15 protein-coding genes are annotated in these 14,774 nt (G+C 60.1%); 11 read left to right on the top strand and 4 right to left on the bottom strand.

The features are described from left to right. The first annotated feature begins 27 nt into the window (after positions 1 to 27). The 6 genes from guaA (at position 28) to H3H39_RS28525 (ending at position 6,152) form a co-directional block, all read left to right on the top strand. Positions 28 to 1,638 (top strand): glutamine-hydrolyzing GMP synthase, encoded by a 1,611-nt coding sequence (gene guaA, locus H3H39_RS16765; RefSeq protein ID WP_182154591.1) that lies wholly within the window; start codon positions 28 to 30, stop codon positions 1,636 to 1,638. 199 nt (positions 1,639 to 1,837) lie between these two features. Continuing rightward, on the top strand, positions 1,838 to 2,230 hold the full coding sequence (locus tag H3H39_RS16760) for a recombinase family protein (RefSeq protein WP_182154589.1): 393 nt from the start codon (positions 1,838 to 1,840) through the stop codon (positions 2,228 to 2,230). A 174-nt stretch (positions 2,231 to 2,404) separates the two neighbouring features. After that, on the top strand, positions 2,405 to 4,576 hold the full coding sequence (locus H3H39_RS16755; protein WP_182154587.1) for an AAA family ATPase: 2,172 nt from the start codon (positions 2,405 to 2,407) through the stop codon (positions 4,574 to 4,576). A 497-nt stretch (positions 4,577 to 5,073) separates the two neighbouring features. After that, positions 5,074 to 5,289: a hypothetical protein gene (locus H3H39_RS16750; RefSeq protein ID WP_182154585.1), complete on the top strand. Its 216-nt coding sequence runs from the start codon at positions 5,074 to 5,076 to the stop codon at positions 5,287 to 5,289. A 206-nt stretch (positions 5,290 to 5,495) separates the two neighbouring features. Further along, entirely contained in the window at positions 5,496 to 5,786 is a 291-nt protein-coding gene (locus H3H39_RS16745) for a nucleotidyltransferase family protein (protein WP_182154583.1), read from the top strand. A 99-nt stretch (positions 5,787 to 5,885) separates the two neighbouring features. Further along, complete coding sequence (locus H3H39_RS28525) at positions 5,886 to 6,152, top strand: ribonuclease HepT family protein (RefSeq protein ID WP_375540440.1); 267 nt, start codon at positions 5,886 to 5,888, stop codon at positions 6,150 to 6,152. Here the strand turns inward: H3H39_RS28525 and H3H39_RS16740 are convergent. The 4 genes from H3H39_RS16740 to H3H39_RS16725 form a co-directional block, all read right to left on the bottom strand. Further along, positions 6,046 to 6,993 carry a substrate-binding periplasmic protein gene (locus H3H39_RS16740; RefSeq protein ID WP_182154581.1) on the bottom strand — a complete coding sequence of 316 codons (948 nt, stop codon included), beginning with the start codon at positions 6,991 to 6,993 and terminating at the stop codon, positions 6,046 to 6,048. The genes H3H39_RS28525 and H3H39_RS16740 overlap by 107 nt on opposite strands. Continuing rightward, a complete protein-coding gene (locus H3H39_RS16735) occupies positions 6,990 to 7,364 on the bottom strand; it encodes a c-type cytochrome (protein ID WP_182154579.1) in 375 nt (124 codons plus the stop codon). The genes H3H39_RS16740 and H3H39_RS16735 overlap by 4 nt, the downstream gene beginning before the upstream one ends. A gap of 81 nt (positions 7,365 to 7,445) precedes the next feature. Next, positions 7,446 to 9,155, bottom strand: a complete 1,710-nt coding sequence (locus H3H39_RS16730; protein ID WP_182154577.1) for a pyrroloquinoline quinone-dependent dehydrogenase — start codon at positions 9,153 to 9,155, stop codon at positions 7,446 to 7,448. Positions 9,156 to 9,220: 65 nt separating this feature from the next. Next, positions 9,221 to 10,441, bottom strand: a complete 1,221-nt coding sequence (locus H3H39_RS16725; protein ID WP_182154575.1) for a porin family protein — start codon at positions 10,439 to 10,441, stop codon at positions 9,221 to 9,223. Positions 10,442 to 10,938: 497 nt separating this feature from the next. On the opposite strand from H3H39_RS16725, the gene H3H39_RS16720 reads away from it, so the two are divergent. The 5 genes from H3H39_RS16720 to H3H39_RS16700 are packed head-to-tail and all read left to right on the top strand — an operon-like array spanning position 10,939 to position 14,761. After that, the gene (locus tag H3H39_RS16720; RefSeq protein ID WP_182154574.1) at positions 10,939 to 11,949 is read left to right on the top strand and encodes a thiamine pyrophosphate-dependent dehydrogenase E1 component subunit alpha; all 1,011 of its coding nucleotides are present in this window, start codon (positions 10,939 to 10,941) and stop codon (positions 11,947 to 11,949) included. Positions 11,950 to 11,973: 24 nt separating this feature from the next. Continuing rightward, positions 11,974 to 13,023, top strand: a complete 1,050-nt coding sequence (locus H3H39_RS16715) for an alpha-ketoacid dehydrogenase subunit beta (protein ID WP_182154572.1) — start codon at positions 11,974 to 11,976, stop codon at positions 13,021 to 13,023. Beyond that, positions 13,020 to 13,265, top strand: coding sequence for a lipoyl domain-containing protein (locus H3H39_RS16710; RefSeq protein ID WP_182154570.1), 246 nt, complete (start codon positions 13,020 to 13,022; stop codon positions 13,263 to 13,265). The genes H3H39_RS16715 and H3H39_RS16710 overlap by 4 nt, the downstream gene beginning before the upstream one ends. Positions 13,266 to 13,271: 6 nt before the next feature. Further along, positions 13,272 to 13,979 carry a 2-oxo acid dehydrogenase subunit E2 gene (locus H3H39_RS16705; RefSeq protein ID WP_182154568.1) on the top strand — a complete coding sequence of 236 codons (708 nt, stop codon included), beginning with the start codon at positions 13,272 to 13,274 and terminating at the stop codon, positions 13,977 to 13,979. Next, the gene (locus H3H39_RS16700) at positions 13,979 to 14,761 is read left to right on the top strand and encodes a lipoate--protein ligase family protein (RefSeq protein WP_182154566.1); all 783 of its coding nucleotides are present in this window, start codon (positions 13,979 to 13,981) and stop codon (positions 14,759 to 14,761) included. The genes H3H39_RS16705 and H3H39_RS16700 overlap by 1 nt, the downstream gene beginning before the upstream one ends. Positions 14,762 to 14,774: the final 13 nt, after the last annotated feature.

The raw sequence follows: 14,774 nt of genomic DNA, 5'->3' as shown, positions 1-14,774 counted from the left end.
TTCATCATTTAGAAGCCCCTATCTTCCATGCATTCAAAAATCCTCATCCTCGATTTCGGCTCCCAGGTTACCCAGCTGATCGCGCGCCGCGTGCGCGATTCCGGCGTGTTCTCGGAAGTGTATCCGTTCGACGTCAGCGACGAATTCGTGCGCAACTACGGCGCTTCCGGCGTGATCCTGTCGGGCAGCCACAGCTCCACGCTGGAAGGCGACGCCCCGCGCGCGCCGCAAGCCGTGTTCGAACTGGGCGTGCCAGTGCTGGGCATCTGCTACGGCATGCAGACCATGGCGGCCCAACTGGGCGGCAAGGTCGAGAACGGCCTGGTGCGTGAATTCGGTTACGCCGAAGTGCGCGCCCGCAGCCACACCAAGCTGCTCGACGGCATCAATGACTTCGTCACCGACGAAGGCCACGGCATGCTGAAAGTGTGGATGAGCCACGGTGACAAGGTGCTGGAAATGCCGCCCGGCTTCGTCCTGATGGGCAACACCCCAAGCTGCCCGATCGCCGCCATGGCCAATGAGGAAAAGCATTTCTACGGCGTGCAGTGGCACCCGGAAGTGACGCACACGGTGCAGGGCAAGGCCATGCTGGGCCGCTTCGTGCACGAAATCTGCGGCTGCAAGTCGGACTGGAACATGCCCGACTACATCAGCGAAGCGGTTGAAAAAATCCGCGCCCAGGTGGGCAAGGATGAAGTGATCCTGGGCCTGTCGGGTGGCGTCGATTCGTCCGTGGCCGCCGCGCTGATCCACCGCGCCATCGGCGACCAGCTGACCTGCGTGTTCGTCGACCACGGCCTGCTGCGCCTGGATGAAGGCAAGATGGTGATGGATATGTTCGCCAAGAACCTGGGCGTGAAAGTGATCCGCATCGACGCCGAAGCCCAGTTCATGGGCCACCTGGCCGGCGTGACCGATCCCGAGCAAAAGCGCAAGATCATCGGCCGCGAGTTCGTGGAAGTGTTCCAGGTTGAATCGGGCAAGCTGACCAGCGCCAAGTGGCTGGCGCAAGGCACCATCTATCCGGACGTGATCGAATCGGCCGGCAAGGGCAAGAAAGGCCAGACCATCAAGAGCCACCACAACGTGGGCGGCCTGCCGGACACCATGAAGCTGCAGTTGCTGGAACCGCTGCGCGAACTGTTCAAGGACGAAGTGCGCAAGCTGGGCGTGGCCCTGGGCCTGCCGCATGACATGGTGTACCGTCATCCGTTCCCAGGCCCGGGCCTGGGCGTGCGTATCCTCGGCGAAGTGAAGAAGGAATACGCCGACCTGCTGCGCCGCGCCGACGCCATCTTCATCGAAGAACTGCGCAACACGCCGTACGAGTTCGTGACCGGCCAGGCCGTGGACGAAGAGCAGTTGCCGAAGAACTGGTACGAAGCGACCAGCCAGGCGTTCGCCGTGTTCCTGCCCGTGAAATCGGTGGGCGTGATGGGCGACGGCCGCACCTACGAATACGTGGTGGCGCTGCGCGCCGTGCAAACCCAGGACTTCATGACGGCGCACTGGGCGCACCTGCCGCACGCACTGCTGGGCAAGGTGTCGAACCGCATCATCAATGAAGTGCGGGGCATTAACCGGGTGGTGTACGACATCAGCGGCAAGCCGCCGGCGACCATTGAATGGGAGTAAACATTCGTTGTTAAGTGTTTGATTTTAAAGTAAATTAAAGTTACATAAACGTTTCACGCCACACTTATATGTCTTTGATTTTATTGAACTCTGAAATTAATGTTACGCAAAAAGTTACGCACAGTCGTAGCTACTGCACATCATTAATTTTCAGGGTTCAATATGGCTACCAAGAAGAAGACTTTTAAGGACAACGAACTTGCCATTTACGATCAAGCCTTTATTCATAAGAGGCGACGGCGACACTCTGGTTGTGTATGCGCTTGATCGGCTTGGCCGCAGCACTGTTGATCTGCTGACGCAAATCAACTTGCTTACGGAGCGCGGGATACGCTTGGTGATCCTCAAGCAGGGCTTCGATACGGATACGCCTGCGGGCAAGCTGGCGCTGACGATGTTTGCCGCTTTCGCTGAGTTTGAGCACAGCATCAGGAAAGAACGCCAGATCAAGGGAATTGCACGGGCGCGCACCGAGGGTAAGTACCAAGGGCGAAAACCAAAACTATCCGCCGAGCAGCAAGCAGAGCTACGGCGCCGTTTCAATGCAAACGAGAACCGCAGCGAGCTTGCACGCCAGTTCAACATTGACTGAGCTACGGTGCATCGCTACTGCAATACCGCCGGATAGTACCCTTCAGGCGCTCCCCAATTCGGCTTTAGTCATGCAATTTTTCACCGGCGTGGTTATTCGATAGATTTTTCCTGATGGAAAAGTGTACGATCAGGTAGGACTATTCCTACATACACGGCTTAAGGTGGAGGCATTGTGGCATTTAAAGTTACCATGAACGGCGTTGCAAGCTATTCGACCCCAGCGATCTTGCAATCAGACAAAAAAGTGACTTTAGTCTATGGGCTTAACGGCACAGGGAAAAGCACTCTATCGAACTACCTGTACGATCCTGCCGATAATAAATTTCATGCATGCAGCAATGAGGGATTTTCCGATGCTCATGTCTATGTTTATAACAACAAGTTTGTTCGAGATAATTTCTACGAAATTGACAAATTGAGCGGAATATTCACTTTGTCAAAGGTGAACAAGGAAATCGAACAGGAAATAGAAACAAAAACAAAAGCTCTTAGTGAACTCGACACTGAGCAAAAGACGCTTGATGCGGCTATATCAAAAAAAGACGCAGAGTTGTTGGAAAAACGGAGCACGGCCGAGGAAGAAACTTGGAAAATTAAGACAAAATATTCAGGTGGCGATAGAGTTCTTGAGTATTGCCTTAAGGGTTTAATGAAAGCTAAAGGAGGGCTTTTTGACCATGTTGCGGCGCTGCCAGCTCCAAGTGAGCCCCCGACGAAAACCATCGAGGTTTTGCGTAAGGAAGTTGAGGCTTTGCAAGGTGATCAAGCAAAGTCCTATCCAAAATTACCGAAATTGATGGTGGTTGGCGTTGACGCTGAGAGTGATACGATCCTTGGACAACCGATCATTGGGAATCAAGATAGTCCCGTTGCTAATCTAATCAAGAAACTTGGCAGTGCGGATTGGGTTAGTGAGGGTATCCCATTCATTGATACCTTACAATCAGAAGGCGATGAAACTTGCCCTTTCTGTCAAGCTAAAACGATTTCATCTGCTGTCGCTGCTACCATTAAAAATTATTTTGACGCGACCTTCGAGTCTTCAATGACTTCACTGAAAGGATTGTTGGCGAGGTATCGCACCTTTGTCGAAAGCCAAGCAATCTTTGATAATCATCAGGAAAACCCTTTTTATATTGAGCGGAAGCTGGAAATCGACGCGCTGCATGGGCAACTGAAGGCGATATGGAAGGCAAATGTAGAAGCGATTGAGCGCAAGATTAAAGCCCCTTCATTGCCGGTGACACTCACGCTATCTAAAGATGTTATTGCCGCGCTAAATCTGGTAATAGATGCAGTCAATAAATCTATAGAAGTACACAATGCGAAGATTGAGAGCAAGGATACGGCGCTAGCGGACATTAAAGACGAATTCTGGAAAATATGCCGTTGGGAATACAACTCGGCCATTGAAACTTATAACAATCATGCAGAAGCGCGCAAGAAGGAGCGCACGGAAGAGCAGACAAAGAAGACGAAGTTCCAATCTGACAAGACGAAAATGAGAACCGATCTTGCCGAATTGCAAAGAAAAACTGTAAATATTGATGAGGCTGTCGACACCATTAATAGCCGGTTGGTTGATTTAGGTATTGATTCTTTTAAAATTATTAAATCAGGAGAAAATCGCTACAAAGTTTCAAGAAATGGTGTCGTTGGCGAAGACTTTCTTTCATTGAGCGAAGGTGAAAAAACCGTAATTAGCTTCCTGTATTTTGTGGAGTTGTGTAAGGGGAAAAAATCTCCAACGCAAATTGGTGATAAAAAAATTGTTGTTATTGATGATCCTATCTCCAGTCTATCCCATATTTACATATTTAACATAGGTGAGCTAATTAAGGCAGAATTTAGTAACTCTGATAAATTCGAGCATGTCATCATTCTTACTCATAGCCTTTATTTCTTCTATGAGCTTACGGAAATCAAAGAGGAACGGCGGCACGAGAGACAAAAACTGATGCGCATTACGAAAAATTCGTTGGGTAGTAAGATTGTTGATATGAAGTATGAGGAAGTCCAAAATGACTATCAGGCCTACTGGAATGTTATTATGGACGAAGGCCAGCATCCAGCCTTGATCGCAAATTGTATGAGAAATGTCATTGAATACTTCTTTAGCTTTGTAAGAAAAATGCCATTAGCCAATGTTTACCAACAACCAAAACTAAAGGAGGCTAAGCATCAGGCGTTCTATCGCTTCATGAACCGTGAGTCTCATTCTGTCGGACAAAACCTTTTTGATCACAAAGAGTTTGACTATGCCAAGTTCAAGGAGGCTTTTAAAATCGTTTTCGATGAAACAGGATTCCCAGAGCACTATAAAGCTATGTCTAAGGGAAAGTGAATAGATGGTTTAGGGCTGCCGGAAGCATGGAAAATCCAACTCAACAGGTGCATAGCCAAAAGGTTTTCTACTTGATCGGCGCTGAAAATACGCGCAACGAAAAATTCAAGGGGAGCATTAGGGCAGGGATGGACTTTATTTGCTGGTTTGTGAAACTGAAATGAAGTGCTGTTACAGTTGCGCACTGTGTAAGTTTGCTGGCATAAGTTATTGATGTCGTTGCACACATCATAAATGGAATGGCTTACCAATCTGCACAGAAGTCACGCGATTTATATTGTTGGCTGTAAGTTGTTGATTTTAAATAAATAAAATCTGGTGTCGTTATGGAGTGGAAGTGACAGGATATTAACTGTCGTTGCGGTTTGTAATTGAATAATGGCCTCGAAATCGGGGCCATTATTTTTCTGGTATGACCTAGGGCCACGCTGTTCGACATCAGCGCGATTCACCACGAACTCCCGGACAGGGTAGTTCCACGTTTAGAAGACCATGCAATGATGAATGACCTGCTCGAAGAAATGCTGTTCTGTGAATTCATGCTCGTGTGCGAGTCCCATGACTGCCGCGCGTTCTTTGAATTCGAAGAAGTCGCCAATGATCCGATGGATGAGTGGGCCAAGAGGGCGGCGGTTGTGGCGAGGGCGTGCGGTTGGACGATTGGCCACACGGGACTCGTAAAATGCGCAAAATGCGCCGTGCGCGTTGACTGATTTCCAGCGATGCGCAGATGCCGCCGGTTTGCCACCACGGGCGCTCAGGAGTCCTTCCGGGCCGGCCCCGCGCTATCAGGGAAAAGGACATTCTGTCCTGATCTATCCTTCGTCCGTAATGGCAGGTACCCTATTGAGCCAGGAGGGCCTTGCATCACGATGGTGCAATCTTCGGGATGCTTACCGAACCATCCGCTCGAGGTCAAATGAAGCCTTCTACCGCATTTGCAGCACACCGCAAAGCGATCCGCAGAATCGTCGAGGGACATCGCGCCTGTAATCCCGGGGTGTTCGGCTCGGTGCTCCGAGGATGCGATACGGAAGATAGCGACTTGGATTTGCTTATCGATTCGACGCCGGAAACCACGCTGTTCGATATAGGCGCCATCCGCCACGAGCTTTTAGAGCTGTTAGGCGTGCCAGTCGATGTGGTTACCCCGAAAGCTTTGCCAGAGAAATTCAGGGCCACGGTTCTCGCAGCAGCTGTGTCGGTATGAGCAAGGATAAGCAGCGTCTGATCGATTACCTGGCGTACATGTTGCAGGCGATCGAACGCATCACGCGCTACACCGAAGATTTGGACGAAGTCGCCTTTTTTGCAAAATGAACTGGTTCAGGATGCGGCGATCCGCAACCTGGAGATCCTGGGCGAAGCCAGCAACTATATCCAAAAGCACTATCCGGGGGCAGCGCGTCTTGCCGACGACAAGGCCCACATGATTCAGGCCAGCGAGCGCATCGCGCGCCGGATGGAACTCAGGGCTGTGGTGGCCTTCCTGCAACGTCAACTTTTGTGGGACGCCGCGCTTCGGACCCGCCGCTCACGTCCTGATCCGGCGCGGCATCGCGTGGCAAAAATGTGATGCCATACTTTTGCAAAATTGTCGCAATGGTGCCGTCGTGGCGCAACTGACGCATGATCGTGTCTATCCTGTGGACAGTAGCCAGGTTGGTGCGTCGCAGGGCGATGGCGACTTTGAAGCGCAGCCCGGGCGCGTCCAGGACGTTGTCGATACCCGCCAGCGTCGTCTCCGGATTGTTTTTCCGGTACCAGCCGAACCCGATTTGAGAGACGACGCCAGCATCGGCTTGGCCGTTTTTCACCGCATCGAGAATTTCCACGTCGTTGCGAAAGCGTACCCAGACCGGCACGCCGGCCTCATTGAGCACCTGGTGCGCGACCGATCCGCTGGGCACGGCGACGCGGCTGCGTCGCAGGGCTGCCAGCGATACGCCGTCGGCCGGCTGGCCGGGCAATACCAGCAGCGTGGACACCGCCATGTACGGCATCGTCAGTAGCCGCGGCCTCAGCTTGTTGATGTCGCCGCTGTCGCTGGCCACGCCGTCGTCCGATGCGGGGACCGCCATCACGGCATCGCACGACGTGAACCTGATCTGCTCGCTGGACGCGATCCAGTCCACGTGCAGTTCCAGCCCCAGCGCTTGCGCGATTGCGTGCGCCAGGTCGAGATAAAAGCCGGGCATGGCGCCGTCCCTGCTCGAATACGGCAACGCGTTGTCGGCCGCGCAGACGGAAAAGCGGTGGGATGCCATCATCTCGTCGAGCGGGCGGGCGGCGGCCGTGTTTGCGCACAAAATGCACGCGCCCAGCAGCCACACGTGGACCAACAGGCGGCCCAGCCGTTCAGGTGTGACCATCACGGCGGACAGCGCGTGCCCACGCAGCGATCGCGGCGAGCTCATTTTTTCGGACCGACGTCGCGCAGCGACAGGATGTAGCTGCCCAGTTCCCATATCTCCTGCTCGGAAAAAGCTTCTCTCCACGCCGGCATGAGCAGGCTGCCGCGCTGCTTGCCGTTGCTGATGGTCTGGAACAGGTATTCGGGCGTCAGGTCGTGGCGGCCCTGCAGGGCGGCGCCTTTGCCGCCGGAGCCGGCGTTGCCGTGGCAGTAGACGCAATTCTGGTTGAAACGTTTGGCGCCGGCCGCAATGGTGGCGGGATTGTCCAGGTCCGGCCGCGACGGGTTGTCGGCCAGGGCCGGGCCGCACGCCATGGTGCTGGCGAACAACAGCGGAATCAGGCTGCCATGACGGCTGGTAAGGATGCTGCGCATGAGGAAACTCCTGTTGAATGTCATCGTTGATTGGGCGATTGGGAAGATGGCGGGCGGGCAGGGCGCCGCCCGCCATGGGGTTTAGTCCAATGCAAACACGACCATGGCGGCGCCGCCGGTCAGGTCCTTGATCTTGGGGAAGGCACTGGCCATGAAGCCGGGCGCCAGGGAACCCCAGCCGCTAGGCACGGCGATATACTGCTTGCCGTTGACGGCGTAGCTGATGATGCCCGCGCGGATGCCTGAGCCGGTCTGGAACTTCCACAGTTCGGCGCCGCTGTCGGCATCGTAGGCATGGACGTAGCCGGCCGGATCGCCGTTGAAGACCAGGCCGCCGGCCGTCGTCAGCACGCCGCCCAGGCCCGGTATCGGATATTTGACGCTCCATTTCAGCTTGCCGGTCAGCGGATCGCGCGCGTCCAGCCGTCCTTCGGCCGGTTGGCCGGGCGGGGCGACCGCTTCCAGCTTGTCCACGCCGAGGTAGAGCGAGGCGATGCCCATGCCCTTGGTTTCCTGCTTGCCCGGCACCACGACTTCGCATACTTCCATCGCGTTGGTGTACCACAGGCCCGTCTTCGGATTGTAGGCGCCCGGATTCCAGCTGCGGGTGCCCAGCAAGTAAGGACACAACACGCTCTCCTTGCCTGCCGGGAGCTCCTTGCGGCCGATCAGTTCGCCCGTCTTGGGATCGATGGTCTTGACGAAGTTGTAGGTCTGGCTCAGCGGCCACACATTCTCGAGTGTGCCGTCGGCCTTGTCCATCACGAAGACGAAGCCGCTCTTGTTGAGGTGGACGATGACGTCCTTGCCGTCCTTCTTGAGGATCAGCGCCTCGTAGGCCGAGTCGTAGTCGAACGTGTCATGGGGGATTTCCTGGCGATGCCATTTCAGCTTGCCGGTCTTGGGCTCTAGGGCCAGCAGGGTGGCCGTGTACAGGTTGTCGCCCTTGCGGCCATCGCCGTAGAAATCGGGCGCGGCGTTGCTGGTGCCGATGAAGACGGTGTCGGAGGCCGCGTCGTAGGTGCCCGGCAGCCAGGCGCCGCCGCCCGCCACTTCGCCCGTATCGCCCGGCCAGCTCTTCGGATCGTTGCGGATGGTGTCGAAGGTCCACATCTTCTCGCCGGTGATGGCGTTGACGGCGTAGATCTTGCCCCGCTGCGGCTGGTCGCCGCCGGTGGAACCGCCGATCAGCACATCGCCGGCCAGGATGGGGGACGAGGAGAACAGGCAGCCGAAGCACTTCTTGAGGTCGGTCAACTGGGTCGACCACACTTCCTTGCCCGTCTTTTCGTTGATGGCGACGAAGCGGCCGTCCATGGTGCCCAGGTAGATATTGCCGTGCCCCATGGTCAGGCTGCGGCTCAGCGTGGCGTAAAAACTCTGGGACGAGACGGGATCGAGCTTGGGCTGGTAAGCCCACAGCCGCTCGCCGGTGGCGGCGTTGAGGGCGAACACGTTATTGTTTGGCGCCACGTAGTACATCACGCCATCCTTGACCAGCGGCGTCGAGATCAGGCCGGCCGTGATGTCGCCCGGCTGGTGTATCCATGCCGTCCTGAGCTTCTTGACGTTGGCCTTGTTGATCTGTTCCAGCGGCGAGTAGCGCCAGGCGTTCGAGGTGCGGTGGTATTGGGTCCAGTTGTCCGGATCGGCGTCGCCGGGGCCGGCGATCGCATGGGCCACGGCGCCGGCCGGCGACGGCGCGCTGAGGGTGGCGGCGGCGATGATGGCGACGGCGGCCACAGGCCACAGGGTCGCGGGATGCAGGGACTTGCGCAGGGGATGGTTCATCTGTCTTCTCCAGAAATGGGGGAATGCTTGCTCTTGTTGGTCTGGTGCTTGGGGCCCGGTGCCGGTCACCACATGAAGCGCGCGCCCACGGTCGCGTAGTTGGTGTCGGTCCTGGTGTTGAACACGGGATTGCGGCTGAACCTGGAATTGGCCAGTTCGCCGTACGTGGTCAGGTACTGGTTGACGGCGTAGTAGGCGCCGACAATGTTGGAGCGGGCCACGTGGCCGGGCGTGACGGCCGTATCGTCGATCGTGGTGCGGCCATAGCTGTAGCGCAGCGACAGTGCGGCCGTCGGGTGGTACACGAGCTGGGTGAACAGGCCGCGGCTCTTGCGCTCGCGGCCGTCGGCATCGAGCGCGTCCAGGTCCTGCATCAGCAGCGAGCCCAGACCTTTGGCGCTGAAGCCGGACAGGTGGAAGTTGACTGGGCCCATGTCGATCGTGGTGCCGGCGGACACACCGGAGGTCTGCACGCGGTCGCTGGCGCACGGCGTGCCGGCGGCCGTCTTGCAGTCCTGGGCGCTCTGGTAGGTAGCGTCCGCGTACAGCTTGACCTTGGCTTCGCCCATGCGCGGCTTGAAGTAGACGCCGGCCTCGACGCGCGGGGAGGTGGTCTGGTCGGCGCCGCTGCCGACGAACACGTTGCGGATCTGGCTGGGATCGTAGATGCCGACGGAAACGGTCAGCGGCGCGCTTTGGGGCGAGTTGTAGCGCACGCCGGCGTTGAAGTTGGTGTACAGGTAGCCGGCGTTGAAGGTGGCCGCCAGCGCGTTGGTGGTGTTGACGTTGTCGTAGCCGGTCAGGCCGCCGGCCAGCACCGAGGCGTCGGCCAGCACGGCCTCGCCCTGGTAGATGCTGTAGGCCTTGCCGAAGATGACTTCGCCCCAGCTGGCCGAGGACTTGCCCCAGATCTCGCGCGGGTCCAGCGCCTGGGCGCCCGTGTTGCCGACATTGCCGGCATTGCGGAAGTTGCCCTGGCCCGACTGGGCGTTGATGTACAGGCCCACGCGGCTGCTGAAGGTCACGCCGTCGACGGCGGGCGCGGCGACGTTGAATGCGATCAGGCTGGGCGTGGTGCCCGAGGTGATGCGAAAGCCGGTGGTGTCCTTCGTGTCGCCGTTCTGCTTGTGCGCCTGCAGGATGATCCAGCCGTCCGTGCCGAACTTCCAGCCGGCCGGTGTTTCGAATTCCACGGTCGCGCTTGCCTGGCCCGCGATGGCGGCACAGACCAACGCGGTCAGTGCCTTCTGCTTGACTGCGGTGCTGCTGCTGATTCCTTTTTTCACGACATCTCCTTGAGTTTTTTTTGATGTTCCGAGCATGGGCTGCGGAGCTGGGCCGGCCCGCCGGCGCGGTCGCGTGGCGAGCGCTTGCGGCGGTGACGGCCAGCAAGCTCTCAGCAAAATTGGTGCCACTAGCAAAAAGGGATGTGCTGGATGGGCATGGCTCTCTGGGCGGCGCCGGGCAGGGGCGTGGCAGGGGCGCGCCCAGCGGCGACAGGTGTCGCACGCCACCCCGGCCCCTTGCGACAGATGGCGCCGTTTCGTCGCCCCGGGCCGGCCCTGGCGGCGCGGGACAGGATGTCGCCGCGGCTGCGGCCGAGGGCCCGTGCACGCCGTATCGCCAGTGCCGGCGCGGCTTGGCCGCCCATGGCCGCCTCCGCCGCGCGGGGCGTCGGCAGCTTGGCATTGATTTTGCTGAATGCCTGTAAGCCGAGTCAGCCGCATGCACAACGCTGGCGACGCGCCGTACCACCAAAAATTCTTGAAGGAGACCTGCACTTATGAAACCGACATCGCAGCATTTATTGTGGATGTACGAAAAGATGATCGAGATTCGTGAATACGAAGAGACGATGTCCAAGGTATATCTGGAAGGCAAATTGCCGCCCAAGATCCAGAAGGGCTTGGCCTTCGATATCGGCGCCGGCCCCGTGCCCGGCGAAATGCACCTGGCCGCCGGCCAGGAGCCGGTCGCCGTGGGCGTGTGCGCCCACCTGAGCGACGACGACAGCGTGGTGGGCGCCCACCGTTCCCACCATTTCGCCATCGCCAAGGGGGTGCCGCTGGACGCCATGACGGCTGAACTGTTCGGCAAGGCCACGGGCCTGGGCCGGGGCAAGGGCGGCCACATGCACCTGTTCCATCCGCCCACCAAGTTCTCCTGCAGCGGCATTGTCGGCGCCAGCGCGCCCCAGGCCTGCGGCGCCGCCCTGGCCGCGCGCAAGCTGGGCAAGGACTGGGTCGCCATCGCCTTCTTCGGCGAGGGCGCGGCCAACCAGGGCGCCTTCCATGAATCGCTCAATCTGGCCGCCGTGTGGAAGCTGCCCGTGGTGTTCATCTGCGAGGACAACAAATACGGCATCTCGGTGGAGAAGTCGGTGTCGACCGCGGTGGCGTCGAACGCGGTGCGGGCGGCCGCCTACGACATGCCGGGCGTGCTGGTGGAGCGCAACGATGCGGTCGCCGTCTACGAGGCGGCGGGTACGGCCATTGCCCGCGCGCGCCGGGGCGAGGGCCCAAGCCTGATCGAGGTGCAGACCGACCGCTACTTTGGCCACTTCCAGGGCGACCCCGAAACCTACCGCGCCAAGGACGAGGCGAGCAACTTGCGCAAGGACGACCCCATTGTCCGGCTGGGCGCCCAGCTGCGCGGCGCCGGCTTGCTGGACGACGGCGCCGACCAGGCGCTGAAACAGCGCGTCAGCGCGCGCGTCGAAGCGGCCTATGCCTTCGGCCGCAGCAGCCCCTATCCGGCACCGGAAGAGGCATTGCTGCACGTATTTGCCGACTAACCGCATCCACTACAGGAGATTGATATGCAAAGCAGCAACAACCGCACGCTCACCATGGCGCAGGCAATTTCGGAAGCCATCGGCCAGGAGATGGAGCGCGACGCTTCCGTGTTCGTCATGGGCGAGGATATCGGCAAATACGGCGGCATCTTCAGCGCCACCAGCGGCTTGCTGGAGCGCTTCGGTGCCGAGCGCATCATGGAAACGCCGATCTCGGAAACGGCCTTCATGGGCGCCGCGCTCGGTGCCGCCGCCGAAGGGCTGCGGCCGATCGCCGAACTGATGTTCGTCGACTTCTTCGGCGTCTGCTTCGACCAGATCTACAACCACATGGCCAAGAACAGCTATATGTCGGGCGGCGCCCTCAAGCTGCCCATCGTGGTGACTACCGGCATAGGCGGCGGCTACAACGACGCGGCCCAGCACTCGCAGTGCCTGTACGCCAGCTTCGCCCACATGCCGGGCATGAAGGTGGTGGTGCCGTCGAACGCCTACGACGCCAAGGGGCTGATGATACAGGCCATCCGCGACAACAACCCGGTCATCTTCTGCTACCACAAGGGCATCATGGGCCTGTCGTGGATGTCCTATTTCGAGGGCAGCACCAACGAGGTGCCGCGCGAAGCCTACGCCATCCCGTTCGGCCAGGCCCGCGTGGCGCGCGCCGGCGACGACGTGACCATCGTCACGCTCAGCCAGATGGTGCAGAAGTCGCTGCTGGCGGCCGAGCAGCTGGCCGGGGAGGGCATTTCCGTGGAAGTGATCGACCTGCGCACCATCGTGCCGCTGGACCGCGAGAGCGTACTGCGCTCCGCGGCCAAGACCGGCCGCGTGCTGATCGCCGACGAGGACTACCTGAGCTTCGGCCTGTCCGGCGAGATTGCCGCCACCATCGCTGAACACCTCGATACGGTGCGCCTGCGCGCGCCCGTGCGCCGCCTGGCCGTGCCGGACGTGCCCATTCCGTTCAGCCGGCCGCTCGAGCAGGCCGTCATTCCACAGGTCGGCAACATCGTCGACCAGGTCCGTGCGCTGATGCACGCCACATTGAACCAACAGGGAGAAGCAGCATGATGGATGTATTGATGACAGGCGACGTCTGGGACGACGTGGAACCGGGCACGGAAGCCCTGCTGCAGGACTGGCAGGTGAAGGAGGGTGACCTGGTGGCGGCCGGCCAAGTGCTGGTGTGCGCCGAGCTGGTCAAGACCACCCATGAAATCACGGCGCCCGCTGCCGGCCGCGTGATTGCGCTGCTGGCCGCGGAAGGCGACACTATCGGCCCGGCCACCGTGCTGGCACGGCTGGAGGAGTAGCCCGCCATGAGCCACGCTACCCTACCTGCGCCGGTGCCCGCCGTACGCAACACCATCGCGCTCGGCGGCATGCGCGCCGCCATTGCCCGCAACATGGAGGCCGGCTGGCGCGTGCCCCGCGTCGCCCAGTCGATCGACGTCGACGTCTCAGCCCTGGAACGGCTGCGCGCCGCCTGGCCCGCCGGGCAAGACCAGCCGCGCCCCAGCCTGACGGCCTACGTGTTGCGTGCCGTGGCGCTGACCTTGCGCGACCATCCGCGCCTGAATGCGCGCATGCTGGACAAGGAAATCGAGCTGATGCCGGAGATAAACCTGGGCCTGGCCGTCAGTCTCGACGAGGGCCTGATGGTGCCGGTGCTGCGCCAGGCCGACGGCAAGAGCGTGGCCGAACTGGGCGCCGAGGCGCGCACGCTGGCGGCCGGCGCCCGCGCGGGCACGCTGGGGGCCGGCGCCTACCAGCGCGGTACGTTCACCGTGACCAACCTGGGTACGACCGGTATCGACAGTTTCACGCCCATCATCAACGCGCCGCAGGTAGCCATCCTCGGCATGACCCGGGTCGCCGTCCGGGCGGTGGTGCGGGACGGGGCCATCGTCGCCGCGCCCATGATGGGCCTGCATCTGGTGTTCGACCACCGTGCAGTGGACGGGTACCCGGCGGCGCTGTTCCTGACCGACCTGCAGCGCCGACTGGAAACCACCGAGGGCTTGTAATGGACGCCAAAATCGTGTTCGTCGATACCGTCACCCAGTCGCAGGAGCAGCTGTGGAATGCGGCCCAGCTGGCCCGGCCGGTCACCGAACCGCGGCTGCGGCTGTGGACCTACCGGGTGCCCGGCGTGGTGCTGGGCTGTTCCCAGGCGGCCCTGCGGGCACGCATGGACAGCCGGCACGCGCTGGCCGCGTCCGTGGTGCAGCGCGGTTCCGGCGGCGGCGCCGTGCTGACCGGGCCATGGATGGTGAGTGCCTCGATCATCCTGCCGCCCGACCATCCGCTGGTGGGCCAGGGCACGGTGTCGAGCTACCGCTGGCTGGGGGCGCTGCATGCGGGGCTGCTGCGCGACGCCGGTATCCGGGCCTACGCCATCCCGCCAGAGGAGGTGCGCCTGCACCAGGCCGACGCCCGCCTGAAGTGGGCTTGCTATGGCGGGCTGTCGCCGTGGGAGGTGGTGGTCAACCTGCGCAAGATCGTCGGCCTGGCCCAGCTGCGCAAGCGCACCGGCGTGCTGATCACGTCGGGCACGCTGATCGCCCGGCCGGACTGGAGCTTGCTGTGCGACGCGCTGGGCCAGCCCGGCGACGCCGGCCTGCTCAGCGACTGCACCACGTCCTACGCCGAACAGCTGGGCGCCCCCGTCATGGCCGAGGTGCTGGCCGAACGCCTGCATCACATGCTCACCGACGTGCTGGGGGCAGGCTCGGACGCGGCCCTGCATCGCCACGGCCTGGCGCCGCGCGAGGGCAGCCGGCAGGCGCGCAATTCATTTCAACATTAACAGTGACGCACCC

Origin of the sequence: Rugamonas apoptosis, assembly GCF_014042355.1 — a bacterium.
Taxonomy (GTDB): domain Bacteria; phylum Pseudomonadota; class Gammaproteobacteria; order Burkholderiales; family Burkholderiaceae_D; genus Rugamonas; species Rugamonas apoptosis.
This window is presented reverse-complemented; position numbering and strand designations above follow the sequence as displayed.

Excerpts from the sequence above, each read along its gene's own strand:
- guaA (WP_182154591.1), top strand. The coding sequence starts at position 28 with ATGCATTCAAAAATCCTCATCCTCGATTTCGGCTCCCAGGTTACCCAG.
- H3H39_RS16750 (WP_182154585.1), top strand. The coding sequence starts at position 5,074 with ATGATGAATGACCTGCTCGAAGAAATGCTGTTCTGTGAATTCATGCTC.
- H3H39_RS16745 (WP_182154583.1), top strand. The coding sequence starts at position 5,496 with ATGAAGCCTTCTACCGCATTTGCAGCACACCGCAAAGCGATCCGCAGA.
- H3H39_RS16740 (WP_182154581.1), bottom strand. The coding sequence starts at position 6,993 with ATGAGCTCGCCGCGATCGCTGCGTGGGCACGCGCTGTCCGCCGTGATG.
- H3H39_RS16735 (WP_182154579.1), bottom strand. The coding sequence starts at position 7,364 with ATGCGCAGCATCCTTACCAGCCGTCATGGCAGCCTGATTCCGCTGTTG.
- H3H39_RS16730 (WP_182154577.1), bottom strand. The coding sequence starts at position 9,155 with ATGAACCATCCCCTGCGCAAGTCCCTGCATCCCGCGACCCTGTGGCCT.
- H3H39_RS16720 (WP_182154574.1), top strand. The coding sequence starts at position 10,939 with ATGAAACCGACATCGCAGCATTTATTGTGGATGTACGAAAAGATGATC.
- H3H39_RS16715 (WP_182154572.1), top strand. The coding sequence starts at position 11,974 with ATGCAAAGCAGCAACAACCGCACGCTCACCATGGCGCAGGCAATTTCG.
- H3H39_RS16710 (WP_182154570.1), top strand. The coding sequence starts at position 13,020 with ATGATGGATGTATTGATGACAGGCGACGTCTGGGACGACGTGGAACCG.
- H3H39_RS16705 (WP_182154568.1), top strand. The coding sequence starts at position 13,272 with ATGAGCCACGCTACCCTACCTGCGCCGGTGCCCGCCGTACGCAACACC.
- H3H39_RS16700 (WP_182154566.1), top strand. The coding sequence starts at position 13,979 with ATGGACGCCAAAATCGTGTTCGTCGATACCGTCACCCAGTCGCAGGAG.